Here is a 23,134-nt window from a genome sequence, read left to right on the forward strand (position 1 = left end):
ACGTAGCGCGACGCTGTCAGCGGTTTCGGCAACCTGATTGAGTTCGTGTGACGGCAAAGCAAGCTCCTGTGCGGCAATGAGACGAATCGGCCAAGCGCTTCAGGAGGCGGACATAAAAAAACCCGCCTCGTGGGGCGGGTTGATTTTTTACTGCTATCAGACGCGCGCTAACCCACCATTCGATGAATGGTGATAATAATCAGCGCAATACGGATGTCGAGGCAGTTCATGCAGGCGATCATCGTTGACTGGCCAGCCTTTGTCAATGCCTGTTCGCCTGCTGCGTCGCCGAGGGTCGCACCGAAACCAGAACGAAAGGAACTGAAAGTGCGCCGCAAAATTCAGGGTTGTCGCGCGTCGACGACACGCAATCCGGCCGACGGTGCAACGGTTTCGCGTCGTGCGCTCAACACCCGCTCGCGCAGAAACAGTTCGAACTGCTTGATGATCGCCTCGCGCGCAGCGTGCGAAAACAGCGCGTGATCGACTTTGCCGACCACATTCGCGCGAACGTGCTTTAGCTTGCCGAGTTCGCAGCCGTCTCGTCCGAAATGAATCTCCAACTCGTCGCGGCCTTCGTCCAGAGGACCGTACATCAGCGACGTGTGCACGCCCTTGCGATCCAGCGCTACCACGAACCGGCGCACCGTGCTCCGCGGCGTCGACCGGCCTAGCAACTGCTCGCATACCGCGCCGACGCGTACTCCGATTCGCGCCAGCACACGCCGCACGATCTCGGTCGTAATCGCCGTGCCGTTCGCGCGCCCGGTCAACAGACGCAACCATTTGCGCGGATCGCGCATCGCCAGCCGGTAGACCCCGCTCGATGCGACGTTGCGCGCACCGGGCCGGCTCGCCGCGCCGCCCCACACGAAGAACGGCAGATTCACCGCCGCACAGCCGACCACCGCCGGATGCGCAAGCGCCGTATGCATCGCCACATACGCGCCCGTGCAGACACCGAACATCACCGTCTTCGCATGCCCGTTCGAGCCCAGCCAGTCGACGCCAAGCTTTGCATCGGCGACAGCGGGCCCGGCATACACCATGTCGAGGGTTTGCGAATCGCTACGGCGCACGCTGTCGCCGAGACCACCGAGATCCATCCGTAGCGACGCCATGCCCAGCGCCGCGAGACGCCGCGCGAGCAGCACGGCGACCCGCCCGTCGCCCACGCGATGCACGCCGCCCGTGTTGACGAACAGCACCGCGGGCGCGCCTTCGAGCGCGCGCGTCGGCCGGCAGTAGATACCCACATGGCGGCCGCCGCCGAATACGACGGGCGTCTCGTGGCCGTCGGCGAAATCGATCCGCGCGCTCGCATCGCCTGCGAGGATTTTCGCTTCGGGTTCGGTTGCGGCAAGCGTGCTCACGCCGAGCCATTCGAGCATGCCATCGAACGCATTGCGCGGCGGCACGCTGTAGTGCGGGTCGATCAGAAACTTGCTGTATTCGCTGAAAACCTGCAGGTCCGCTTGCGCGTCCAATGCCTGGTAATGCGTGACCAATCGCTTGACGCGCGCGCTCTCGCCGAGATCCTGAATCAGCACGCGCCGCGCGGGACGTTGGGTACACCGTATGAGATCGACCGCGGCAAGCGACTCGAGCGTGTCGGGATAGAGACGGAACCCATATGCTCCCACCGTCTGCGCGACTTCGGCATCGCGGCTGCCTTCGAGACCGGCTTGCGTGCCGAGCCAGCTTTGATACGCGAGGTCCAGTTCGCGGATGGCGTGCTTGCCCGACGTAGCCGGCGCGAGCAGCACGAGATTGTCGACGCCGCCCAGTTCGTCGGCGGCGAGCGCGGCGAGTGTTGCGCCAAGTCGCAGACCGCAGAGCGTCAGACGGGTCACGCCCGTTTGCGCGCGCAGCAGGCCGGCCGCGGCCTTGATGCTGTCGACCCACGCGCTCAGGCGCTGCGGGTCTGCCTCATTGCCGCTCGAATCGCCCGCGCCCGGATAATCGAAGCGCATCGTGGGGACGCCGCGCGCCGCCAGCGCTTCGGCCAGTTCGCGCCATCCGCGATGGACGCACAACGCGTCATAACCGAACGGACTGCACAGCACGACACCCATGTCGGACGGCGTGCTTGCCGGCTGATGCAGCCAGCCAAAACAGCCTTCGACAATCACCGGCCGCATCGTGGAAGAATTCGTCATCATCGGTCGTCGCGACGCGCGTTCAGCTTCGCTGCTCAAGCATCTCTACCGGTACGATTTGCGCAATCACGCCGGCAAGCGCATCGATGCTCTGGAACAGATCGTGAGTGATCAGATCGCCCGGAATCTCGATGTCGAAATGATCTTCGATCGCCATCATCACCCGCACGGTACCGAGCGACGAAAGCCCTGCCGCATAGAGATCGTCCCGATCGCCCAACGAATCGACCGGCACGTCGAGACATGCGGTTTCCTGCAGAATACGGCGCACATGATGTTTCATTTGATTCCCCGGTTATCGAACTGACACACGCCAACAATCAGCCATCCGAAGCATATTTTTATCGAATTCAGATGACCACGTCGCCGCTGACGCAGTGCTGCGCGAGCGTTTTTTTGTCGATTTTTCCATTCACGTTGAGCGGCAACGCGTCGAGCTCCACAATGCGTTGCGGCACCGCGTACACCGGCAGGCGTTGACGGCACGCTTGCAGAATCTGCTCCGCATCGCGCCGCGCACGGGTCACGAAAGCGATCAGGCCGCCGGCGCGACCCGCATCGTCGACAGGCCATGCGATCACCGCGCACAACGCCGCGTGACTGCATTCCTGCACGACGTACTCGACTTCTTCGAGCTCGATCCGGTTGCCGCGAATCTTGACCTGCGTGTCGAGCCGGCCCTGAAACACGAGGTGCCCGTCGGGCGCTTCGCGCGCCGCATCCGCGCTGCGATACCAGCGCTGCGACCCTGTGCCCGGATAGGTTCTCGCGACGAAACGGCAATTACCCGGTTCGTCGGGCGACAGATAGCCTACCGCCACCTGCGGGCCGCCGATCAGCAACTCGCCGCTTTCGCCCCGTGCGACCGGTTCGAGTTCGGCATCGACGATCAGAAGCTCCGTGCCCGGCAAAGCGCTGCCGAGCGGCATTACCGCGTGGCGTGCGTCGTCGAGGAATTCACGCGTCACTTCGAACGCGGCGCAGCCCACGGTCGCTTCGGTGGGCCCATACAGGTTGATCACGCGGCTGTTCGGCGCGGCGCGCAGCCACGCATCTACGACGGCGCGCGACAACGGCTCGCCGCCGAACACCGTCAGTTGCAGACTCGGAAATTCGCCGGCCGGCAGCTTGCGGAATTGCTGCATGAACCCCGCGACCGAAGGCACGCTGTTCCAATGCGTGATCGCGTGCTGCCGGATGAAGGCCGCGTTGTAGATCGGTTCGACGGTTTTCGGCACATACAGGCAGCCGCCGTTCGCCCAGCACACGAACATGTCGTGCACGGAGGGATCGAAGGTCAACTCGCAGAACTGTACGTAGCGCGCGCCAGGCAGTCTGTCGATGCGGGAGAGTTGCGCGCTCACGTAAGCGCGTGCATTCGCGTGCGAGATCGGCACGCCTTTGGGTGCGCCGGTCGAACCCGACGTGAACAGGATGTAGGCGAAATCAGCAGACGCGCGCAAGGCAACGTCACGCATCGGCGGTGTTGCTTCGAGTGCCACGTCAGACAGCTTCGCGAGCACACTGGCCGGCGTCGTCGGCGCGGCGTGATCCACGAGATCGGTTTCATCCGCGTCGTCGAGCAGGACAATCCGCGGGCATTCATCGAGCAGTTGCACCACTTCGTCGAGCAAGCGCGCGCAACGGCGATCGACCAGTAACAGCGATGCGCCCGCCTGCCCGATCACTGCGGCGATCCGCGCGGCAGGCACATTCGGATTGAGCGGCACATACGCGCATCCCGCTTCGAGAATGCCGAGCAGTCCCGCATACGCCGCAACGCTGCGATGCGCGAACAGCAGGCAACGTGCGGCGCCGCCCGCGGGCAGCGCGGCCGTCACGCCACGGGCGACCCGATGGGCCCGCGCGGCGATCTCGTCGTAGCTGTACAGGTGTTCGTCGACCCAAAGCGCGGGACTGTCCGGCTCACGCGCGGCGGTGTCGAAGAAAAAGGAATCCAGCATTCGCGGCCTCGCACCAGGTGGGCATGACTGGAAACAGCGGGCATCGCGTCAATTCGTCGAGCGGACGCGCGCTGCGGCCAGGCATGCCAAAGCACGCTGCCGGCATCGGACGGCCCGACGGCGCGCTGGGTTGTCGCAAAGAGATTTGATGCACGGATCCGCGGACGACAACTGTCCTCTCAGGCAGAGCCGCCCGAGGAAACCGTCAGCAGTTGGTAAGGATCATAGGTTCTGGCGACGCACCTATATGTGCGATACCGCTCTCACCAGACGAATCGGAAGCGGAGGCGCCGCCCGCCGGGCGCGGGATGAAGCGGCCCCTCCATGGCGGCAACGCGTTAGTTACGCATGCCGCTCTGCTTCTTGAACGCGCTCAGAATGCGCTGCTCGAGTGAGTTGTAGTCGCCGCCGAAATGATGATCGCCGCCCGTGCGAATCACGTCGACGCCGGTTCGGGTCAAGGACGGGCACAACGTGTCCTTCTCGTTTTCGCCGTAGAAGCATTGCACGATTGCGGGCGGCACACGGCTCAACTCAGGCTGCACCTTCAAGGCCTTGTCGCTTGCCGGCAGACCGAGCCAACCGCCGACACGAATCTGGAAATCGGCATCCGGCGCGAAACCGAGCAGCGCGATCAGCGAGACTTTCGCACGCAGCGCGTCGGGCAGGCGGTTGTACGCGAACGGCATCACGTCGGCGCCGAACGAATAGCCGATCAGCGCGATATGCTCGGCGTGCCAGCGCGCGCCGTAGGTTTGCATCACGCGCGCGAGGTCGCGGCTGGTCTGCGCGGGCGGCTTCTCACTCCAGAAATAGCGCAGGCTGTCCCAGCCGACCACCGACACGCCGTCTTTCTGCAACGCCTGCGCGATGGTCTTGTCGAGATCGCGCCAGCCGCCGTCGCCGGAAATCACGATCGCCATCAGCCCGTTCGGATGCGCGGCCGGCAATTCAATCAAAGGCAGATCGGACACGTCGTCGTCGCGCATCGACACGCTCTGCAAATGCGGCGTGATCAGCGCGACGAGTCGCGTGCGATCCGCGTTACCTGTCGTAGCCTTTTCGACGAAGCCCGGCACCTTGTCGCGAATCACCGTCGGGTCCGGCGGACACGGCTGAAAACGCGGATCGAGATCGCGTTGTGCATCCACGGATACGGCGCCCGCGATCGTATTCGACGGCGCCTGTTCGAGTACGTGCATCGCGAGCGTCGCGCCCTGCCCGGTCCCGGCGACGATCGGCGCGAAATAGCGGCTCGATTGCGCTTGCCGTTCGAGCTGGTGGCTCAACGCTTCGGCGTCGCCGACCAGCTTGTGACAGGCCTCTTTCTTCTGCGTCAGATTGGCCGCGTAGCGCGCCGTATCCACGCCGACCACCATCGCGCCGGATTTCGCGAGCGCATCCGCGCTCTGCTGGTCCGCCGCGCTCCAGCCGGAGTCTTGCGAGTACAGCACGACGAAACCGCGCAACGGCCCCACCGGCTGGGTCACCGCAACGTCGCCGTAGCGGCCGCCGGGCACGGTGTTCGTGCTGGAGCCGGCCGCAGCCGTAACGGTCGCGCTGCAAACCGCGCTGCAAAAAACCAGGCTCGCCGCTGCGGCGAGCCGTAAAAACGGATGCAATGTCATGAACGCCGGCCTCCCGCCAGCAATGACAGGTCGGCGAGCGTGAAGAACACGCCGACCGAACCCGACGCCGCGAGATAGCGCGGCTCCCAATGCGGCTGGAACTTGCTCTTGAAAGCGCGCAGTCCGCGGAAGTTATAGAAGCGGCCGCCGAAGCGCCACACGATGCCGGCCAACCGATGCCAGCGCGACGCGAGCGGCGTCGGCTGCATGCCGGAAAGCGGCGCGATGCCGAGACTGAGCGAGCGGAACCCCGCCTGCTTCAGATGCAGCGCCAGTTGCGTGAACAGATACTCCATCGCATACGACGACGCGCTCTCCACATGACGCATCACGCCGACCGTCGCTTCGGTGTTCAGATCGGTCGTCATGAACGTGACGAACGCGACCGGCTCGCCGTTCTGGCGCACCAGCATCACCGATTGCGCGGCGAGGTAATCGTCGGTGAAAGCCGCTACGGAGAAGCTCTTTTCGCGCGCGTCGCGGCTGCCCAGCCAACCGTCGGAAATCTGCCGCAACGTATCGAGCGACGCCGGCACCTGCGCCTGATCGATCACTTCGACCGTGAAGCCGTCGCGCTCGCCGCGCTTGAGCGCATAACGCAGATGCGCGCGGTGCGAACCCTTGAGATCGAATTCGTCGAGCGCGACGTGCGCTTCTTCGCCGAGCTTCATCAGCGTAAGGCCCGCGTCGAGATACAGCGGCAACGCGTTCGCGCGCACCTGATAGAACGCCGCGCGGCCGCCGTGCGTGTGCGCAAGCGCGACGAATTTGCCGATCAGCCCGGCCCACTCTTCACGCGGCCCCACCGGATCGTGCAGCGCGGCCCAGGTGCGGCCGTACTTCGCGTACATCAGGAACGCTTCGCGCGACTCCGAAAACAGGAAGCTCTTGTCGCCCATCAACGCGAGACCGGCGTCGCTGCGTTCCTGCGCGCGCACGATGCGCGCCGCGTCCAGCAGATCTTCGGCAGCCGGTTTGACGAAGCGGCCGGGTGCCGGGCGCAGCAGTTGCCAGAACGCGAACGTCGCGGCGAACAGGCTCGCCGCAAGGGTCGCGCGCAATGCCCGCGGCGCCCGCTCGTCGAACGCGAATTGCCACCACAGGTCGCGCGTGTACGGCACGTCACGGAACGCGAACAGCATCACCCACACGGCCAGCATCAGCACCATCGCCACCGACACCAGCCAGCCCGCGGTAAAACGCTCGGCGAACAGCGACGAGTGACGGTTGAAGCGGCCGCGCGTGGACAACAGCAACGCGATCAGCATGCCGAGCACGCCGGCTTCGACGAACGCGAGACCCTTGGTCAGCGACAACGCGAGACTCAGCACCGCGAGCAGCAAGGTCATCCACCACGCGGCGTCGAGACGGCGCAGCAAGCCTCGCGCGACGAACAGCAGCAGCACGCCGAGCACGCTGCACAGCATCTGCGAGCTTTCCAGCACCCACAGCGGCAGCACGTGGCGCAATAGATGGATGCGGTGCCAGAAGGCCGGCGTCGCGCTGGAAATCACCAGCATGCCGCCCACCACGAACGTGACGAGGCTCAGGAACAGCGGCGCGAGCTTCGTCACACGCGCCGCGTGCCGCAACGGCAAACGGCTTTTCAGCGCGCGGCCTTCGAAACCAGCCAGCAGGCCCGCCGACACGATCAACGGCACACCGAAGTAAATCGCGCGATACGCGAGCAGCGCCGCGACCATTTCGTGCGTGTGCACGCTGCCGTTCAACGTGAACACCATCGCCGCCTCGAATACGCCGACTCCACCCGGCGTGTGACCGATCATGCCGAGCAGCATTGCGGCTGCATACACGGTGATGAAAGTCACGAAGCTGACATTCGCGTGCGGCAGCAGCGCCCACAATGCGAGACCGGCGGCCACCACGTCGAGCACCGCGAGCGCCACCTGCTCGAGCAGATCGCGGCGTGCCGGAATATCGAACGAGAGCCACTGCCAGCGCGTGCGAATCGGCCGCGTGTCGCGGCGGCAAGCGGCGGCCACACAGACGAGCGCGGCGAGCAGCGCCGCGCCGATCAGGCCGAGCGTGAGCGCGTCGAGATGCAGCATGCGCGCGAGCGGATCGGCGGCGCACACCATGCCGAGCGCGGTCATCAGCACCAGCGCGAGTGCCAGCGACACGCTTGTGAACACCGTCATCCGGCCAATTTGCGCCGGCGTGACGCTCGCCACACTGTAGACGCGCGCGCGCACCGCGCCGCCGGTCAACGCGCCGAAGCCAGTCGCGTTGCCGAGCGCCGAGCCCGCGGTCGCGCCGATCCACAATGCCGCGCGCGGCACGACGGCGCCCAGATAGCGCAGTCCGACCGCGTCGCGGCCGACGAGCGCGACATAGCTGAGCGCGGTCGCGCCGAGCGCCGCGCTCCACTCGCCGGCCGTCAGACGACGCAACTGGTGCATCACCGAACGGTAGTCGACCGCTTGCGACAGATGTTGCATGACGAGCAGCAGCAGCCCGCAGATCCCGAGTGCGAGCAATGGCGAGAGGATGCCCCGGCGGCCAAGCGCTTTCGATGCACGTTCGTACAGCGCGCCCAGCTGGTCGAATTTATTGTTGGTTCGGTGGAACATGGTCAATGCGGGCCTTGCGTAGTGCTGTCGTGACGACGGGTCGTCTGTCACGGCGTCGCCCAGCTTCGGCGATTACGAATGGATAACGGCAAACTGTTGAAAAGGTTGACAGGTGTAGGGAATTTGCAGGGTTTATCCGAGGCGTGCGGCGCTATTGCATTCACCGCGTCGCGCGATTGGATGGGGTACGCGCAGTACGTCGCGGTACGTTGCGTTGCTGCACGCGCATGTGCAAAGCGGTCGGTATCGACGATGACACGGGCCAGGATCGACTGTTTTCGTGCCTGGCCGGCGGGGGGAGGAGTTTAAACGCTAATCGCAGGCAGCGAGAAGAAAATGCAGTTTCAGCGCGAATATCTGCCCGGCTTTCGTGCCCCGTTTTAAAAACGCGTTCACGAGTCAAGCTTTTGATTTGCGCGCCGTAATCGAGAGTTATGGAAGGCGCAATTCGCTGCCTTCACTGCGTAACCCGATCACGTCAGCGCGTGTAGATCGCCGTTACGCGATGTTCACCGCTCGATGGAGAACGATCATGGCAGAACAGGATTGGCTGATGGCAGGAATCTATCTGGTCGGCTTGGTGGCCAGCGCTTTGTTGATGAGCGCGCTGTCCGCGCGAGCGACGAAGATGCAGCGCCCCGCGGTATCGCGTGTACGAGAGCGTGAATAAGCGGCCAAACGGCCAAACGGCCGGGCGTCGCGAGCCCAGAAAAACAGACGGCCGCAGAGGCCGTCCTTTAACTCATACACGCGATAACGAACGCCCAACTGCCCTACCCGGCGTCGCTCGCGCGTGCGCGCCGCTTAATACGGGCGGCGGTGTGCTTCAGCGATGATCGCGCAGGTTTGCAGGTGCACGTTCAACGCGTGCAGGGCCAGTGCGCGCAGCTTGCCGAAAAACGTGGTGCTGGTGGCGATCGCGGCGCGGGAGGTGGCGGTGCTGGTTGCGGTGTTCATGATGGGGCTCCTGTATAGGGTTTATACCTAGGCAATAACCCGATTATAGCCCTCTCGTGCCGCACTGCAACATATATCAATAAAGTCTGTGCGCATTGCGCGACGGTCGTGTCCGCAGACTGCGTAATCTCAAAAAGGGCTGGAACGGAATTGTCCGCGGGTCATTCCTATGAACCATCCGCACCGTGCGGGTGCAATAATGCCCCCTTTACTCAGCGACCGATCGCCGCAGCTCGTTCATGACGACCGCCCAGCAGAAAGCCCTGATTGCGCCCCTCATCGTCGCCTGTGCGATGTTCATGGAAAGTGTCGATGCCAACGTGATCGTCACCGCTTTGCCGGCGATGGCACGCGATTTCGCGCGCGATCCGGTCACGCTGAAGATCGCCGTGACGAGCTATGTGCTGGGGCTCGGCGTGTTCATCCCCGTGTGCGGCTGGCTCGCGGACCGGTTCGGCGCACGCACCGTGTTTCGCACCGCGATCGGCATTTTCGTGGCCGGCTCGCTGCTGTGCGCGGCGTCGAATTCGCTCGCGACCTTCACGCTCGCGCGCTTCGTCCAGGGCGTCGGCGGCGCGATGATGGTGCCGGTCGGGCGAATCATCATTTTCCGCGTGGTTCATAAAACCGATTTCATCCGCGCGATGAATTATCTGAGCGTGCCCGCAATGGCCGGGCCGGCCGCGGGTCCGCTACTCGGCGGCTTCATCACCACTTACCTGCATTGGCGCCTGATCTTTTTCATCAACGTGCCGATCGGCATTCTCGGCATCTATCTGACCAATCGCTACATCGCCAATACGCGCGAGCCGGATCCCGGGCCGCTCGACTGGATCGGCTTCCTGCTGTCGGCCGCGGGCGCGGTGTTGCTGCTGCTCGGGTTGTCGCTGGTGGGGGGCGAGCTGATCGGCAATAGCGACGCGTTCGGCATGTGCGCACTCGGCGCCGTGCTGCTCGTGATCTACGTGATCTACGCGCAGCGCGTGAAGCTGCCCCTGCTCGATCTGCGTTTCCTGAAGGTGCCGACGTTTCAGGCAAGCGTGCTCGGCGGTTCGCTGTTTCGCATCGGCCTCGGCGCGCTGCCGTTTCTGTTGCCGCTGATGCTGCAGGAAGGTCACGGGATGAGTGCGTTCGAATCCGGGTTGATCACCTGCGCGTCCGCGTTCGGCGGCATGTTCATGCGGACCATCGCGTCGAGCGTGCTGCATCGGTTCGGCTTTCGCTCGGTGCTGGTCGCGAACGCCGCGCTGTCGGGGATTGCGATTGCGGCGTGCGGATTGTTTTTTCCCGGTACGCCGACGTGGATCATCTGGGTCGTCGTGTTGCTCGGCGGCTTTTTCCCGGCACTGCAATTCACGAGTCTGAACTCGCTGACGTACGCCGAAATCGCGAGCCGCGACGTGGGCCGCGCGACGAGTCTCGGCAGCGTCGTTCAGCAGATGTCGCTCGGTCTCGGTGTGACGATCGGCGGGATCGTGCTGCAGATCTCGCGCGTATTGAACGGGCACCCGGCCCTCATGTGGTCGGATTTCTGGCCGGCGTTCCTCGTGGTCGGACTGTGTTCGTTCGCGTCGATTCCGGTCACGCTGCGCATGCCGCGCGGCGCTGGCGAAGAGATTTCGCGCGGCGGACGCGGCTAGAACCTCGCGTCATCCGGTCGCCCAGGCGGTGAGCGTATCGCCGAAGCCGCCGCGGGCGCGGACCGCCGCGCGCGCGCTGGTGATCACGCGCGGTGCGGCGCTCCATGCGATGCGCGCGCCGGACGCGATCAGCCGGTCGACCAGCGCGACATCTTCACTGCACGTGAGCGGCGGAAAGCCGCCGGCGCGCCGATATGCTTCGGCGGATACACCGAGGTTCGCGCCGTGGATATGCCGATGCCCGTCCGCATCGACGTAAGTCTTGCGGAAATATTCGCGCACGCTGTGCGGATGCGCGGTCCAGTCCCATTCGTCGACGGCAATCGAACCGCACACCGCATCCGAGTCGAGCGACAACTGCGCGACCAGCCACGTGGGCGACACGCGGCTGTCGGCATCGGTGAACGCGAGCCAGCGGGCGCCGTCGGCGAGCAATATATCGGCGCCCATCGCGCGCGCGATGCCCACGTTGCGCGCCTTCGACGCGAGCGTTTCCACGCCATAGGCTCGCGCGATCGCGCCGGAAAAGTCCGTGCAGGCATCGAGCACCACGACGATCCGCACCGCCTCGCCGGCGAGATCGGCGTGCCGCGACGCTTCAATCAGCGCGGCGAGGCACGGCGCGAGCAGCGCCTCTTCGTTGTGCGCGGGAACGATCACGCCGATCATAGAAGCCCCTCGCGCTGCGCGACCGAGCGGGCATCGCGCGACCACACATCGATCAGCAGATCGGCTTCGTCATGATGCGCGAGACGCGACAGACCGCAACGCACATCGAACAGCGCGTGCGCGGTGTCGGCCGATTCGAGCGCTTCGGCGAACGGGCGCCGCCAGTGACAGGCGAGCAGCGTGCCGTCCGGCGTCAGCGACGCGCTGATGCGCGCGGCCAGCGTTTCGAGGTCTATTGCATCGAGGTAGTAAGCGAATTCGCTGATGACGATCAGATCGAACGGCCCCGTGTCGCTCGGCCAGTCGCGCGGCACCGTGCGTTGCTCGACGCTCACGTGCGGCAGATCGGCCACGCGTGCACGCGCGAGACGTACGGCCGTTTCGTGCAGATCGGCAGCGAGCAAACGATCGCAACGCTGCGCGAGCGCCGCCGTCAGTTCGCCGTTCGCGCAACCGGGCTCGAACGCATTGCGATAACGCGGACGCGGCAACAAGGCCAGCGTCAGCGAACGCTTTCTGCGCTCATACCAGCCGTCACGCAGATGCCACGGGTCGTCGCTCTTTTCGTAGAGTTCGTTGATGTACACCACGGCGGAGGTCATGTCGGCAGCCCTCCCGTGCATCGCATCAAAGTGGCCACAGCGCACCTCCGCTATGGGAATCGGTCTGGGTCGTTGCGTTGACAATCAGTTCGCCGAGGCCGGCGAGATCGCGTTCGGCATGGCTTTGCCGCAGGAACACGGGCAGATCCGCGAGCAATCGCGCGAAGCGCGCGTCGCGGCACAACGGACCGGCGCCTAGCGTGCGAGTGGCATGGCTCATCACCGCGCCCGCCGCTTCTTCGACGACGAGGCGTGCGCGCATGCACGCGCGTTGCGCATCGGCTCGAGGATCGGCGTCGATGTGCGCGGCAGTTTCGCGTAACACCGCGGCGGCGCCCGACAAGGCCACCTCGACGGCGCCGAGATGCGCAAGACGATGCGCGTCCGCACGCTGTGCCGAGGCGTCGCGCAACATGCGACCGACGTGCGCGGCCGCGCCATACCAGCATGCCGCAATGCCCGCGCCGCCGTGCCAGAAACCGGGCCGCCGCACGTAGGCATGAGCGCCGCCTATCAGTGTGGCGGGCGTGTGATCGAATAAAACGTCCGCACTCGCTGTCGCCTGCATGCCCACGGCCTGCCATTTCGACGCATCGATTGAGACCGACGGATGATCCATCGCGACCGCTGCGAGCACCGGTTGGTCGTCGAGCCAGGCGGTGACGAGTGCATGGCTCACGACCGCCGCGCCCGAACACCACGCTTTTGTGCCATTCAGATGCAATGTCTGCGCGATGTCGCGGGCTGGGCTTGCGGCATCCTCCGCGATGGCTTGCACGCGCGCATCGGGGGGCTCGGCGGCCCAAACCGCCCAGCGGCTTTCCGCAGGCGGTGTGGGGGCACGCAGCTCGGCGAGGATCGCGAGCGCATCGGTATGGCCTTCGAACAGTTTCACGAGCCCGAGATCGCGTGCGGCTACCGCTGCGAGGGAGCGCCAGCGCGTCAACGTCTGCCCTTGCCCCGGCAGCGGCATGAACGGCGCGCGGTCGTAGCCGTGCTCGATCAGCGCACGCAGCACGTCGCCGAGCGCAGCGGGGTCGTGCGCGGCGAACTGCGTGTCGCACAGGAAATGGTCAAGCGCTGTAGTGGCAGGCGCGGTGGCTTGCGCCGATTGCTCCGCGCGGCTCGCGGCCACGTCGGTCGCGCAAGCGTCGCGTCGGTCCGGCGACCGCGTGCTGACGCTGGCCGCACGATCACGCATATCGAACATCGAGCCTCCCTGAAGTTGTTCGATCCAGGCCAGCGGGCTTTCAATAGCCGCTGCGCCTGCAAACGACCTCAGCAAGCGGCGTGCCGCAGGGATGGGGGTGTTAGATCAGGGAGGGGGTGGGTGGGATTAAACGGTCGCGTCATCTCCGCGTGCACTGCTTTACCTGACTGCGCTGTTTTCTTTGATGTACATCATGGCTGTTACTGTTCCACCGCTACCGCCGAGAGGATTCTGAACTTTGTATTCGTGCTTCATAGTCGAAAAAGACAGCCGCACGCTTTCATGACAAGTCGAACTGTTCACCAGCGGTGCAACGTGCGTGATGATCACGTCATACAGTGTGATTCGCGAAAACTCGTGAGGAACGCCGCCGGCCTTGCGCATCGTGAGCACGGCCTGATCGATATGTTTGCCAGTGAAACAGAATTTTGCGAGGTTCGGGCTAGCGCGATCAAACTCATGGATAAATGAAAGATCCGACACAGTAGCTTTACCCGCGCCGCCGCCTGAGCCTGAAAGCATGGTCGAATTTTGCGAAACGTTCCAGGCCCACGAAAGTACGTCGATTTCCTCCTGGTGGTTCGCATCCCGTGATTCGCCGGCAATACCATTTATTTTTATAAAAATATCTTGCATAAAACCCTCTATTTCGACCAGAAATTTCTTTGCTAATGAAGCAAGCCAATCAGCCCGCTAAACCCGGCGCCGACCTGCGGCCCCATGGCGAGCCCTCCCATTATCAAGACCGCGGGGGCCTGTCCAAGTGCAAGCTCGATCATCCTCGCAGAAAACATGGGGGCGATCACCGCTGCCTCGAGAAAAATTGGATCAATCCCGAGAAACATAACGGTAAATCCGGCTGCGGAAATCAATGCGCCACCAGCCTCAATGTATAACGCGACGCCCTGAATATCGCCAAGAGACAACTCACGCGCTTTAAATGTTTCGGTTATGAATACTTTGCCGACGCTGAAAAAAGACGTCGAAGATCCGGTACCAGACAAGTCGTAATTTCTGACCAACGTATCGGGGACACTAATTTCGGTCAGACTTGCGCCGATCGAAAAACCACTCCCCAACCCACCGTAATGCAAGTGATGGACTTTATTATCCGGATCCCTGAGAGCGATCATGCCGCCTGAAGCCGCGGCAGCACCTATGCCAATGCTGACGCTCGCGCTTGTATCAAAAGACCAGCCACTCACCCTGAAATGTCCCATTTGCTTTTTTTTCGTTTCGATGCAGGTTTATGGAAAATATTCCACAGGATCACCAATGGAATCGCAACCAGAATCGGAATTAACACGATAGCCCACGCCCAGATGGCTCCGGTTCGGTTAATCGTTGCACTGGTTCTTGGCGAACTCTCCCAATAAAGTACTTGCACCTGATCTCCCACCCTATAGCCGCCAACCCATCCCCCTTGCGGATATGAAACGCGCTCGCCACTACGGGCTATAAACTCAATTTGCGGATGACTCCCGCCGGCATTGAGCGCGACAACGCGCCCCGACGCCTCAACTGCTGTATTAAGAAAATTCTTTGTTTCTCTGACAGAAATGGCCAAACCGATCAAACAGCCAATCCAGATCATCGAAAAAATAATCGCCTTAAAACGTCGTATCAGTAATTTATCGGTCACTGGCATGGTACGAGAGCGCTTTTAAATTTCGGGCCGTTCACCGCATCAATAGCGATGCGTGTAAAGGTAGCAGATTACCGACGCTTGATGTTTTTGGGATATGCGTTAGTTTTCTGAGCAGAAGATTGCCAACCGCGAGCGCACAGTTTCAAAAGAGCTAATCTGCGCCAGCCGCGCGATTGAGCATCGGCAGCTGGTTCGCGCGCCCCCCCTTACCGCTGCCGCCGCGCCTCCGCATCCGCCAACAACGCTTCGAGCAACGCGAACTCCACCGGCTTCACCAGATGCGCATGAAAGCCCGCCGCCTGAGTACGCTCACGATCGCTCGACTGCCCAAAGCCGGTCATCGCCGCAAACAGCGTGTCTTTCAGCGCAGGCATTTCACGCAGCGCCGCGATCGTTGCGTAACCATCCATCTTCGGCATCGCGATGTCGATCACCGCGAGGTGCGGCGCGACACGCGGCGCAAGCTCGACGGCCTGCATGCCGTCATAAGCGATGCGCACGTCGTGGCCCTTGAGTTCGAGCAGCATCGCGAGACTGTCGGCGGAGTCGCGGTTGTCGTCGACGAGCAGGATGCGCAGCGGCGTTCCCGCGCCCGCCGCGAGCTCCGCCTGATCGTCCGCGCCCGCGGAAGGCGCGGCAGCGAGCGGCAAACTGAGCGTGAACGCACTACCGAGTCCGAGGCCGTCGCTGGTCGCGATGATGCTGCCGCCGTGCATCTCCAGCAACGATTTGCATAGCGTCAGACCAATGCCAAGACCGCCTTCGACCGGCTCCTGCCCCTGCTTCTCCTGCGCGAACAACTCGAAAATCGCGTCGAGCGAGCCTACGGGGATGCCGCGGCCGAAGTCGCGCACTTCCAGTACCGCCATGTTGTGATCGATCCGGCCTGACAGCTCGATGCGCTCCCCGACCGGCGAGAACTTCGACGCGTTGTGCAGCAGGTTCTGCAACACCTGCACGAGCCGCGTCATGTCGCCGACCACCACCAGCGGATTGGCCGGCATGAATACGCTGACGCTCTGCTCGCGCGCGTCGGTGAAAGGCCGCGCGGCTTCGATCGCGCGCACCAGCACTTCGCCGAGGTCGATGTGCGCGATACGCAGTTCGACCTTGTCGGACATGATGCGGCCCACGTCGAGCAGATCGTCGACGAGACGCGTGAGATGCGTGACCTGGCGATCGATCAGATCGCGTGAACGCGACAGCGTCGGACTCAGGCCGGATTCGAGGTGCATTACACCGATCGCGTTGCGCACCGGCGCGAGTGGATTGCGCAACTCGTGTGCAAGCGTCGCGAGAAACCTGCGCATGCGTTCGCCCGAGCGTTCGAGCTCTTCGCGCTCGCGACGCTCCGACAGATCGCGCGTGACCTTCGCGAAGCCGCGTAGCCGGTTCGATTCGTCGTGCACAGCCGTGATGTTGACGTTGGCCCAGAAGGTGGTGCCGTCCTTGCGCACGCGCCAGCCTTCGTCCTCGACGCGGCCGAGCTGGCGGGCGATCGCCAGCTCCCGGGCGGGTTTGCCCGCAGCCGCCTCTTCAGGCAGATAGAAGCGCGAAAAATGCTGCCCGACGATCTCCTCGCGCGTATAGCCTTTGATGCGCGCGGCGCCCGCGTTCCAGCTGATCACGAACCCATCCGGATCGAGCATGAAGATCGCGTAGTCTTTCACGCAGTCGACCAGCAGACGGAAGCGCTCCTCGCTTTGCCGCAACGCTTCGAGGTATTCGCGTTGCACGGTCAGATCGCGCGTGATCTTGGCGAAGCCGGTCAGGATGCCGGCGCTGTCGCGAATCGAGGTGATCACGACGTTCGACCAGAACGTGGTGCCGTCTTTGCGCACGCGCCAGCCTTCGTCCTCGAAGCGGCCGGTAAGCGACGCCTGCTGCAATTCGTAGGTCGGCCAACCGCGCGCGACGGCCTCCGCGGTGTAGAAACGCGAGAAGTGCTCGCCGATGATTTCGTGCGGCGCGTAGCCGTTCAACTTCTGCGCGCCGTTATTCCAGCTGACGACACGGCCGGTGGCGTCGAGCAGGAAGATCGCGTAGTCGCTGATCGACTGCACCAGCGACTCGTAGTCGACGGCGACGGGGGCATCCGGCGACGGCACGGGAAGCGCAGGCGATGCATCGGCTGGCTCGCCGTTCTGGCCCGCGGGTTGGTCGTTAAGCTGGTTCATGTCTGGGTATCGAATTGCTCCGTCCAAAAGCATACACCGCGCTTGCCGTTTCGCCGCACGCATTGCAAACCTTTGACACGTCGGCCCGCGCCGTGAGGCCGTTCGTAATGCGTTCGCGAGGACCGGGCCCCTGCTTTGCTACGCGTTAATCACCTCTATCGAAAACCAGGAGCCTCAATTGAACAAGGCGTTGAACAAGGCGTTGAACAAAGCATTCACCACTCTCGCTCTCGCGTCGGCGCTCGCGTGGGTCCAAACGGCCGCGCATGCCGAAGGCTGCACGAAAGGCGCCGTCGTGGGCGGCGTCACGGGCCATGTTGCGGGCGATCATGGTGTAGCAGGCGCCGCGGCGGGTTGCGCGATCGGCCATCATGAAGCGAAGAAGAAAGACAAGGCCGCGAGCGAGGCAGCCGCGAGTCAGGCCGCGGGCAAATAAGCGGACAAACAGGTCGACACGAAAAACCCGGCTGCACGATAGCTGCACGAGATATCGATCGCGGCCGGGCCTTTGCGCTATTCGGAACAGAAGACGGAGCGCGGCGTCACTCCGTCGCCGCGACCTTCTCAGCGAGCTTTGCGTCGTAACTGGAATGCACGTGCACGCGCTTCTTCTCCGGATACGCGTACGCATACGCTTTTCGCAGCGCCAGCGACGCCTCATGAAATCCGGACAGGATGAGCTTCTGCTTGTTCGGATAGTTGGCAATATCGCCGACCGCGAAAATTCCCGGCCGCGAGCTTTCGTAGTACGACGTATCCACGTCCACCCGTCCGCCGTGAATCGACACATTCCATTGCGCGATCGGACCGAGATCGGCAACCAGCCCGTACAACACGACAAGCTGCTCGGTGGCGAGTTGAGTCTCGCCTTCGATATGGCGCAACGTGACCGATTTCAAGCCGCCGTCTTCGACGCCCAAACCCGCGATCGCGCCGACAACAAAGTCCATCTCGCCCGCTTCGACCGCGCGCCGCATCGATTCGACACTCGAATCCGCACCGCTGAAACCATTGCGCCGATGCACCAGCGTCACCCGTTTCGCGACCTTGCGCAGCGCGAGTGCCCAGTCGAGCGCCGAGTCGCCGCCGCCTGCCACGACGACGGTCTTGTCCGCGAAATCGGCAAGGCGCGGCACGCTGTAATGCACGTGCCGCGACTCCAACGGCACCGCTTCGGCAAGCGCGAGTTTCTGCGGCACGAACGCGCCGTTTCCGGCGGCGAGCAGAATCGCCGCCACGTCGAATACCAGGCCCTTATCGGTGCGCACGGTCCAGCGCCCGTCGTCGCGCTGTTCGACCGACTCCACCCGTTGCTCGAGATGGATCGGCACGTCGAACGGCCTGCATTGCGCGATCAGACGCTCGACCAGTTCGCGCGCGGTGCACGACGGGATCGCGGGAATGTCGTAGATCGGCTTGTCCGGATAAAGCTCGGTGCACTGTCCGCCGACCTTGCCGAGCGCATCGACGATCTGGCAGGACAGGCCGATCACGCCGGCCTCGAAAGCGGCGAACAGGCCTACTGGGCCCGCGCCGACGATCAGGACATCGGAGCGGATCGGCAGTGAGGATGGGGAAGCATCGGACGTCATGCGCGGTCTCTATGTGTGAATCGACGACCCACCATACCGAATCGTCGGAAACCCGGCAACGATGCCATTACAGATCATAAGGACGCTCCCGGCGGCGTTCTTTCAGCAAGATGCCTGGAACGCCGCTTGCCGTTCCACCTTGAACGCCGCGGTCACTTCACTCAACTGGCGCGCCTGATCCGCGAGCGAATTCGCGGTCGCCGCGCTTTCTTCGACGAGCGCGGCATTGTGTTGCGTCACTTCATCCATCTGCGTGACGGCGAGGCTCACCTGCTTGATGCCCTCGCTTTGCTCCTTCGACGCCGCCGCAATTTCGCCGACGATCCTGGCCACGCGCCCAATCGCCGCCTCGACTTCCTGCATCGTGTCGCCGGCCTGATCGACGAGCCCCGCGCCGCTCTCGACGCGCGACGTCGACTCCGCAATCAGCGCGCCGATTTCCTTCGCGGCAGCAGCTGAACGCTGCGCGAGACTGCGCACCTCGCCCGCGACGACCGCGAAGCCGCGCCCTTCTTCACCGGCGCGCGCGGCTTCGACGGCCGCATTCAGCGCGAGAATATTGGTCTGGAACGCGATGCCTTCGATCGCGCCGATGATGCCGGTCATCTTCGACGAACCCGCGTGAATCACGCGCATCGTCTCGACCATGCTGCCGACAGAACTGCGTCCGCGTGCGGCCATCTCCGATGCACGCCGCGCCAGTTCGCTCGCGTGGTGCGCATTCTCGGCGTTCAACTGCACAGTCGACGTGAGCTGCTCCATCGCCGCCGCGGTTTCTTCGAGCGACGCCGCCTGCTCTTCGGTACGTTGCGACAGATCGAGATTGCCGGCGGCGATCTGCTGCGTGGACGATGCGATCGAATGCGAACCCGTGCGCACCGTGGTGACAGTAGCGCGCAGCTTGTCCTGCATCGACGCGACGCCGCGCAGCAGCGTCGCCATTTCGTCGTTCGAGCGGATCGGCACGCGGGTGGTCAACTCGCCGGCGGCGATCGCGTCGAACTGGCGCAGCGCGTCGTTGAGCGGCCCCATGATCGCGCGACGCAACGTGCGCCAACTGATGAACGCGACGGTCAGTCCCACCAGAATGCTGGCCGCGCACGCAATCAACAGCGTGTGAAACAGCGCGGCCGAACGCGCGTCGGCGTCGCTCGCCTGCTGGTTCAGATATGCCTCCAGCGCGCCCTGGCTCGTGTTCATCGTCGTGTACAGGCCGATCAGATGATTCGCGCGGTTCTCGTCCATCCAGCTCGAGTCGCCGCTGCGGATCGCGTCGATCAGTTTGTCGATCGCGTCGCGGCGCACGGCGGTCCGTTTCGCGTCGAGGTCGTCGGTGAGGCTTTGCAGTTCGGGGGTTTTCGGCAACTCGCGGAACGTGGTCCACCACTTGTCGGAATCGGCGAGCAGCGTGCGGGCGCGCTCCAGTTGCGCGGCCAGTTGCGGCGAATGCGGGTTGCTCATCGCCCAGTCGAGCCCGAAGCGCGCACGCGACATCGCCGTGCCGGATTTGCCGAGCGCCACCACCGACGCGAAATGCACCGCATAAGCCTCGCGCTGCGCGTTGTTGCTTTCGTCCATCCCGAGAATGCCGAGCGCGCCGGTCGCGATCAGCAGCACGCCGAGAAACGCGATGGTGATCGCGATGCGCAGATTGATGGTCAGGTTTTTGGTCATCGTGGTTTCTGGTCGCCGTCCCGTTCTTCTGAATCGGTTCATTGTTCCTCTTATGGAACAATGAACCGTATATGGAAAGTATAACGACGACCTTCCACCGGCAAAAAATAAAAATTCACGCGACGACGCAAACGCACAACACCGCACACACGTCATGCAATCGGAAGACAGGCGGCGTTCCGCCGGTGGTCGGCTACAAAATCGTTAAATAGATTCAATTTATGGAACTATAAGAAAACAACATTATTTTTATAGCAGCGCGCTTCGTATAGTCGAGCCCTGTTCAAATACGCCGCCCGTTCGGCACTCTTCTTCCCGCTACTGGACCACGATGAAACTACTCAAGTTCGCCCCTCTCGCGATCGTCGGCGCGCTTTCCAGCGCCGCCCATGCGCAAAGCAGCGTGACGCTGTACGGCCTGATTTCGGCGGGGGTCGGCTATGCGACGAACCAGGGTGGCAAAAACGCGTGGCAGGCGCTGTCGGGCACGAATCAGAATCCGCGCTGGGGCTTGAAAGGCATCGAAGACCTGGGCGGCGGCAACACCGCGATCTTCCAGCTGGAAAACGGCTTCAACGTGATGAGCGGCACCGCGTCGCAAAACGGCCGCGAATTCGGCCGTCAGGCGTACGTGGGTCTCGCCAGCAAGAAGTACGGCACGCTGACCTTCGGCCGTCAGTACGACACGGTGCACGACTATGTGGGCCCCGTGATCATCGCGAGCAACGGCGTGAACATCGGCGACAACGACAACGGCTATAACGACATCCGCGTACAGAACGCGGTGAAGTACGTGACGCCCGAATATCGCGGCCTGAAGGCGACAGCCGAATACGGCTTCAGCAACGCAACCGGTTTTGCCAACAACAACGCGTACAGCTTCGGCGTCGGCTACGACAACGGCCCGCTGAAATGGAGCGCGGTGTACGCGCAGTACAACAACCCGTATAGCCCGACCAACCAGGACGGCGCGATCTCGAACGACTACGCTTCGCCGCTGCTGATCTTTTCGAAGAGCGCGGTGCATCCGAGCGCATATGCGAGCAAGCAACGGATCTTCGGCACCGGCGGGTTCTACACGATCGGCCCCGCGCAGTTCGCAGCGCTCTTCACCGACGTGCACTACGATTATCTCGACGGCTCGCACCTGCATCTGCAGAACTACAACCTGAACCTGAACTACCATGTGACGCCCGCGCTGATTCTCGGCGCAGCCTATGCGTTCACCGACGGCAAGTACGACGTGATCAACACGAGCCCCAAATGGCACCAGGTCAACCTGCAGGCCGATTACTTCCTGTCGAAGCGCACCGACGTCGCGCTGACGGTGATCGCACAGCAAGCCGCCGGCGACGCGCAACACGCGCAGATCTTCGCGTACGCGCGCTCGACCGGCATCCGCCAGATGATCACGACGCTCGGCATGCGCCACGTGTTCTAACCATGACGATGAAATCCTTCGAACAAACTGACGATCGCCGTGCATTTTTGCGCACGGCAATGGGTGTGGCCGCAAGCGCTTCGCTGTGGCCGATGATGGCCGGCGCGGCGAGTAATGCAAGCACAAACGCAAGCGCAGGCACAAGCACGACCGGTACGGCAAGCGGCGCCAGCGCCGCCGCGACGGCATCGGCAGGCGAACGCCGGAGCGTGATCATCGACTGCGATCCGGGCCAGGACGACGCGATCGCGATCCTGTTCGCGCTCGGCGCGAGCGATCGCCTCGACGTGCGCGCGATCACCGCCGTCGCGGGCAATGTGCCGCTCGATCTCACCGAACGCAACGCGCGCATCGTGCGCGATTGGGCCGGGCGCACGCAAACGCTGCCGGTCTATGCCGGCTGCCCGCGTCCGCTGATGCGCGAACTGATCACCGCCGCCAATGTGCACGGTAAGACCGGGCTCGAAGGCGTGCCGCTGCACGAACCGCTGGCGCCGCTCGCGCCACAGCATGCGGTCGCGTTTCTGATCGACACGTTGCGCGCGGCGCCGCCGCATAGCGTGACCTTGTGCGCACTCGGGCCGCTGACCAACCTCGCCACCGCGCTCACCGAAGCGCCGGAGATTCGCAACGGCATCCGCGAAATCGTGCTGATGGGCGGCGCGTTTTTCGAGCGCGGCAACATCACGCCCGCGGCGGAATTCAATATCTACGTCGACCCGCAGGCCGCGCAAATCGTCTTCACGAGCGGCGTGCCGATCGTCGTGCTGCCGCGCGACGTCGCCGTGAAAGCGGCGATCACGCCGGCGCGCATCGCGCCGATCCGCGCGCTCGGCAATCGTTGCGGCACGCTGGTCGCCGACATCATGGCGGCTGAAGTCGCGTATCAGAAGGGCCGCCGCGGCGTCGAAGAAGCGCCGATGTACGACCCGAGCGCGACCGGCTATCTGATCGACCCGTCGCTTTTCAAAGGACGCGAGGTCAACGTGATGGTCGAGACCGTCGGCGAATGGACGCTCGGCGAAACGGTGGTGGACTGGAGCGGCCATAGTGGCCGCAAGCCGAACGCGACGTGGATTACCGAAGTCGACGCCGACGGTTTCTACGCCGCGCTGCGCGCCCGGCTCGCCACGCTGCCGTGAACGCGGGCTTCATGGCCGGCTTCATAGCCGATCTCATGGC

20 protein-coding genes are annotated in these 23,134 nt (G+C 63.6%); 5 read left to right on the top strand and 15 right to left on the bottom strand.

Features of this window, described 5'->3' with window-relative positions:
• Positions 1–341 precede the first annotated feature (341 nt).
• The 5 genes from PQQ51_RS25395 to mprF all read right to left on the bottom strand — a co-directional run bounded on the left by PQQ51_RS25395 (position 342) and on the right by mprF (position 8,342).
• Positions 342–2,159, bottom strand: a complete 1,818-nt coding sequence (locus PQQ51_RS25395) for an alpha/beta hydrolase (protein WP_408499630.1) — start codon at positions 2,157–2,159, stop codon at positions 342–344.
• Positions 2,160–2,181: 22 nt separating this feature from the next.
• Positions 2,182–2,442: an acyl carrier protein gene (locus tag PQQ51_RS25400; RefSeq protein WP_408499631.1), complete on the bottom strand. Its 261-nt coding sequence runs from the start codon at positions 2,440–2,442 to the stop codon at positions 2,182–2,184.
• A gap of 67 nt (positions 2,443–2,509) precedes the next feature.
• On the bottom strand, positions 2,510–4,123 hold the full coding sequence (locus PQQ51_RS25405) for an amino acid adenylation domain-containing protein (protein ID WP_408499632.1): 1,614 nt from the start codon (positions 4,121–4,123) through the stop codon (positions 2,510–2,512).
• A 338-nt stretch (positions 4,124–4,461) separates the two neighbouring features.
• On the bottom strand, positions 4,462–5,751 hold the full coding sequence (locus PQQ51_RS25410) for a virulence factor family protein (RefSeq protein ID WP_408499633.1): 1,290 nt from the start codon (positions 5,749–5,751) through the stop codon (positions 4,462–4,464).
• Positions 5,748–8,342 (bottom strand): bifunctional lysylphosphatidylglycerol flippase/synthetase MprF, encoded by a 2,595-nt coding sequence (gene mprF, locus PQQ51_RS25415; RefSeq protein WP_408499634.1) that lies wholly within the window; start codon positions 8,340–8,342, stop codon positions 5,748–5,750. The genes PQQ51_RS25410 and mprF overlap by 4 nt, the downstream gene beginning before the upstream one ends.
• Positions 8,343–8,874: 532 nt before the next feature.
• Between mprF and PQQ51_RS25420 the strand changes: the two genes are divergently transcribed.
• Positions 8,875–9,012 (top strand): hypothetical protein, encoded by a 138-nt coding sequence (locus PQQ51_RS25420; RefSeq protein ID WP_408499635.1) that lies wholly within the window; start codon positions 8,875–8,877, stop codon positions 9,010–9,012.
• A gap of 134 nt (positions 9,013–9,146) precedes the next feature.
• Here PQQ51_RS25420 and PQQ51_RS25425 read toward each other — a convergent pair whose 3' ends face one another.
• Positions 9,147–9,299: a hypothetical protein gene (locus tag PQQ51_RS25425; RefSeq protein WP_408499636.1), complete on the bottom strand. Its 153-nt coding sequence runs from the start codon at positions 9,297–9,299 to the stop codon at positions 9,147–9,149.
• A gap of 239 nt (positions 9,300–9,538) precedes the next feature.
• Between PQQ51_RS25425 and PQQ51_RS25430 the strand changes: the two genes are divergently transcribed.
• Positions 9,539–10,939 (top strand): MFS transporter, encoded by a 1,401-nt coding sequence (locus PQQ51_RS25430; RefSeq protein ID WP_408499637.1) that lies wholly within the window; start codon positions 9,539–9,541, stop codon positions 10,937–10,939.
• Between the two features lie 9 nt (positions 10,940–10,948).
• Here PQQ51_RS25430 and PQQ51_RS25435 read toward each other — a convergent pair whose 3' ends face one another.
• The 7 genes from PQQ51_RS25435 to PQQ51_RS25465 form a co-directional block, all read right to left on the bottom strand.
• A complete protein-coding gene (locus PQQ51_RS25435) occupies positions 10,949–11,608 on the bottom strand; it encodes a glycosyltransferase family 2 protein (RefSeq protein WP_408499638.1) in 660 nt (219 codons plus the stop codon).
• Positions 11,605–12,210: a class I SAM-dependent methyltransferase gene (locus PQQ51_RS25440; protein WP_408499639.1), complete on the bottom strand. Its 606-nt coding sequence runs from the start codon at positions 12,208–12,210 to the stop codon at positions 11,605–11,607. Before PQQ51_RS25440 ends, PQQ51_RS25435 begins: the two co-directional genes overlap by 4 nt.
• 25 nt (positions 12,211–12,235) lie before the next feature.
• Positions 12,236–13,420, bottom strand: coding sequence for an acyl-CoA dehydrogenase family protein (locus tag PQQ51_RS25445; RefSeq protein ID WP_408499641.1), 1,185 nt, complete (start codon positions 13,418–13,420; stop codon positions 12,236–12,238).
• A gap of 159 nt (positions 13,421–13,579) precedes the next feature.
• On the bottom strand, positions 13,580–14,056 hold the full coding sequence (locus tag PQQ51_RS25450; RefSeq protein ID WP_408499642.1) for an Hcp family type VI secretion system effector: 477 nt from the start codon (positions 14,054–14,056) through the stop codon (positions 13,580–13,582).
• A 32-nt stretch (positions 14,057–14,088) separates the two neighbouring features.
• Positions 14,089–14,640 carry a hypothetical protein gene (locus tag PQQ51_RS25455; RefSeq protein WP_408499643.1) on the bottom strand — a complete coding sequence of 184 codons (552 nt, stop codon included), beginning with the start codon at positions 14,638–14,640 and terminating at the stop codon, positions 14,089–14,091.
• Positions 14,622–15,068 (bottom strand): DUF3592 domain-containing protein, encoded by a 447-nt coding sequence (locus tag PQQ51_RS25460; RefSeq protein ID WP_408499644.1) that lies wholly within the window; start codon positions 15,066–15,068, stop codon positions 14,622–14,624. Before PQQ51_RS25460 ends, PQQ51_RS25455 begins: the two co-directional genes overlap by 19 nt.
• Before the next feature lie 206 nt (positions 15,069–15,274).
• Complete coding sequence (locus PQQ51_RS25465) at positions 15,275–17,245, bottom strand: PAS domain-containing hybrid sensor histidine kinase/response regulator (RefSeq protein WP_408499645.1); 1,971 nt, start codon at positions 17,243–17,245, stop codon at positions 15,275–15,277.
• 202 nt (positions 17,246–17,447) lie between these two features.
• Between PQQ51_RS25465 and PQQ51_RS25470 the strand changes: the two genes are divergently transcribed.
• Entirely contained in the window at positions 17,448–17,681 is a 234-nt protein-coding gene (locus PQQ51_RS25470) for a hypothetical protein (RefSeq protein WP_408499738.1), read from the top strand.
• A 106-nt stretch (positions 17,682–17,787) separates the two neighbouring features.
• Here the strand turns inward: PQQ51_RS25470 and PQQ51_RS25475 are convergent, their stop codons facing one another.
• Positions 17,788–18,837, bottom strand: a complete 1,050-nt coding sequence (locus PQQ51_RS25475) for an NAD(P)/FAD-dependent oxidoreductase (protein ID WP_408499646.1) — start codon at positions 18,835–18,837, stop codon at positions 17,788–17,790.
• Positions 18,838–18,939: 102 nt separating this feature from the next.
• Positions 18,940–20,511 carry a methyl-accepting chemotaxis protein gene (locus tag PQQ51_RS25480; protein WP_408499648.1) on the bottom strand — a complete coding sequence of 524 codons (1,572 nt, stop codon included), beginning with the start codon at positions 20,509–20,511 and terminating at the stop codon, positions 18,940–18,942.
• Between the two features lie 331 nt (positions 20,512–20,842).
• On the opposite strand from PQQ51_RS25480, the gene PQQ51_RS25485 reads away from it, so the two are divergent.
• Together PQQ51_RS25485 and PQQ51_RS25490 are read left to right on the top strand one after the other, a co-directional pair.
• Positions 20,843–21,952, top strand: coding sequence for a porin (locus PQQ51_RS25485; protein WP_408499650.1), 1,110 nt, complete (start codon positions 20,843–20,845; stop codon positions 21,950–21,952).
• Positions 21,953–21,954: 2 nt separating this feature from the next.
• Positions 21,955–23,094, top strand: a complete 1,140-nt coding sequence (locus PQQ51_RS25490; protein ID WP_408499651.1) for a nucleoside hydrolase — start codon at positions 21,955–21,957, stop codon at positions 23,092–23,094.
• Positions 23,095–23,134: the final 40 nt, after the last annotated feature.

The sequence above is a fragment of the Paraburkholderia xenovorans genome, from assembly GCF_046030735.1.
In the GTDB taxonomy this organism is placed as follows: Bacteria; Pseudomonadota; Gammaproteobacteria; order Burkholderiales; family Burkholderiaceae; genus Paraburkholderia; species Paraburkholderia xenovorans_A.

Excerpts from the sequence above, each read along its gene's own strand:
- PQQ51_RS25395 (WP_408499630.1), bottom strand. The coding sequence starts at position 2,159 with ATGACGAATTCTTCCACGATGCGGCCGGTGATTGTCGAAGGCTGTTTT.
- PQQ51_RS25400 (WP_408499631.1), bottom strand. The coding sequence starts at position 2,442 with ATGAAACATCATGTGCGCCGTATTCTGCAGGAAACCGCATGTCTCGAC.
- PQQ51_RS25405 (WP_408499632.1), bottom strand. The coding sequence starts at position 4,123 with ATGCTGGATTCCTTTTTCTTCGACACCGCCGCGCGTGAGCCGGACAGT.
- PQQ51_RS25410 (WP_408499633.1), bottom strand. The coding sequence starts at position 5,751 with ATGACATTGCATCCGTTTTTACGGCTCGCCGCAGCGGCGAGCCTGGTT.
- mprF (WP_408499634.1), bottom strand. The coding sequence starts at position 8,342 with ATGTTCCACCGAACCAACAATAAATTCGACCAGCTGGGCGCGCTGTAC.
- PQQ51_RS25420 (WP_408499635.1), top strand. The coding sequence starts at position 8,875 with ATGGCAGAACAGGATTGGCTGATGGCAGGAATCTATCTGGTCGGCTTG.
- PQQ51_RS25425 (WP_408499636.1), bottom strand. The coding sequence starts at position 9,299 with ATGAACACCGCAACCAGCACCGCCACCTCCCGCGCCGCGATCGCCACC.
- PQQ51_RS25430 (WP_408499637.1), top strand. The coding sequence starts at position 9,539 with ATGACGACCGCCCAGCAGAAAGCCCTGATTGCGCCCCTCATCGTCGCC.
- PQQ51_RS25435 (WP_408499638.1), bottom strand. The coding sequence starts at position 11,608 with ATGATCGGCGTGATCGTTCCCGCGCACAACGAAGAGGCGCTGCTCGCG.
- PQQ51_RS25440 (WP_408499639.1), bottom strand. The coding sequence starts at position 12,210 with ATGACCTCCGCCGTGGTGTACATCAACGAACTCTACGAAAAGAGCGAC.
- PQQ51_RS25445 (WP_408499641.1), bottom strand. The coding sequence starts at position 13,420 with ATGTTCGATATGCGTGATCGTGCGGCCAGCGTCAGCACGCGGTCGCCG.
- PQQ51_RS25450 (WP_408499642.1), bottom strand. The coding sequence starts at position 14,056 with ATGCAAGATATTTTTATAAAAATAAATGGTATTGCCGGCGAATCACGG.
- PQQ51_RS25455 (WP_408499643.1), bottom strand. The coding sequence starts at position 14,640 with ATGGGACATTTCAGGGTGAGTGGCTGGTCTTTTGATACAAGCGCGAGC.
- PQQ51_RS25460 (WP_408499644.1), bottom strand. The coding sequence starts at position 15,068 with ATGCCAGTGACCGATAAATTACTGATACGACGTTTTAAGGCGATTATT.
- PQQ51_RS25465 (WP_408499645.1), bottom strand. The coding sequence starts at position 17,245 with ATGAACCAGCTTAACGACCAACCCGCGGGCCAGAACGGCGAGCCAGCC.
- PQQ51_RS25475 (WP_408499646.1), bottom strand. The coding sequence starts at position 18,837 with ATGACGTCCGATGCTTCCCCATCCTCACTGCCGATCCGCTCCGATGTC.
- PQQ51_RS25480 (WP_408499648.1), bottom strand. The coding sequence starts at position 20,511 with ATGACCAAAAACCTGACCATCAATCTGCGCATCGCGATCACCATCGCG.
- PQQ51_RS25485 (WP_408499650.1), top strand. The coding sequence starts at position 20,843 with ATGAAACTACTCAAGTTCGCCCCTCTCGCGATCGTCGGCGCGCTTTCC.
- PQQ51_RS25490 (WP_408499651.1), top strand. The coding sequence starts at position 21,955 with ATGACGATGAAATCCTTCGAACAAACTGACGATCGCCGTGCATTTTTG.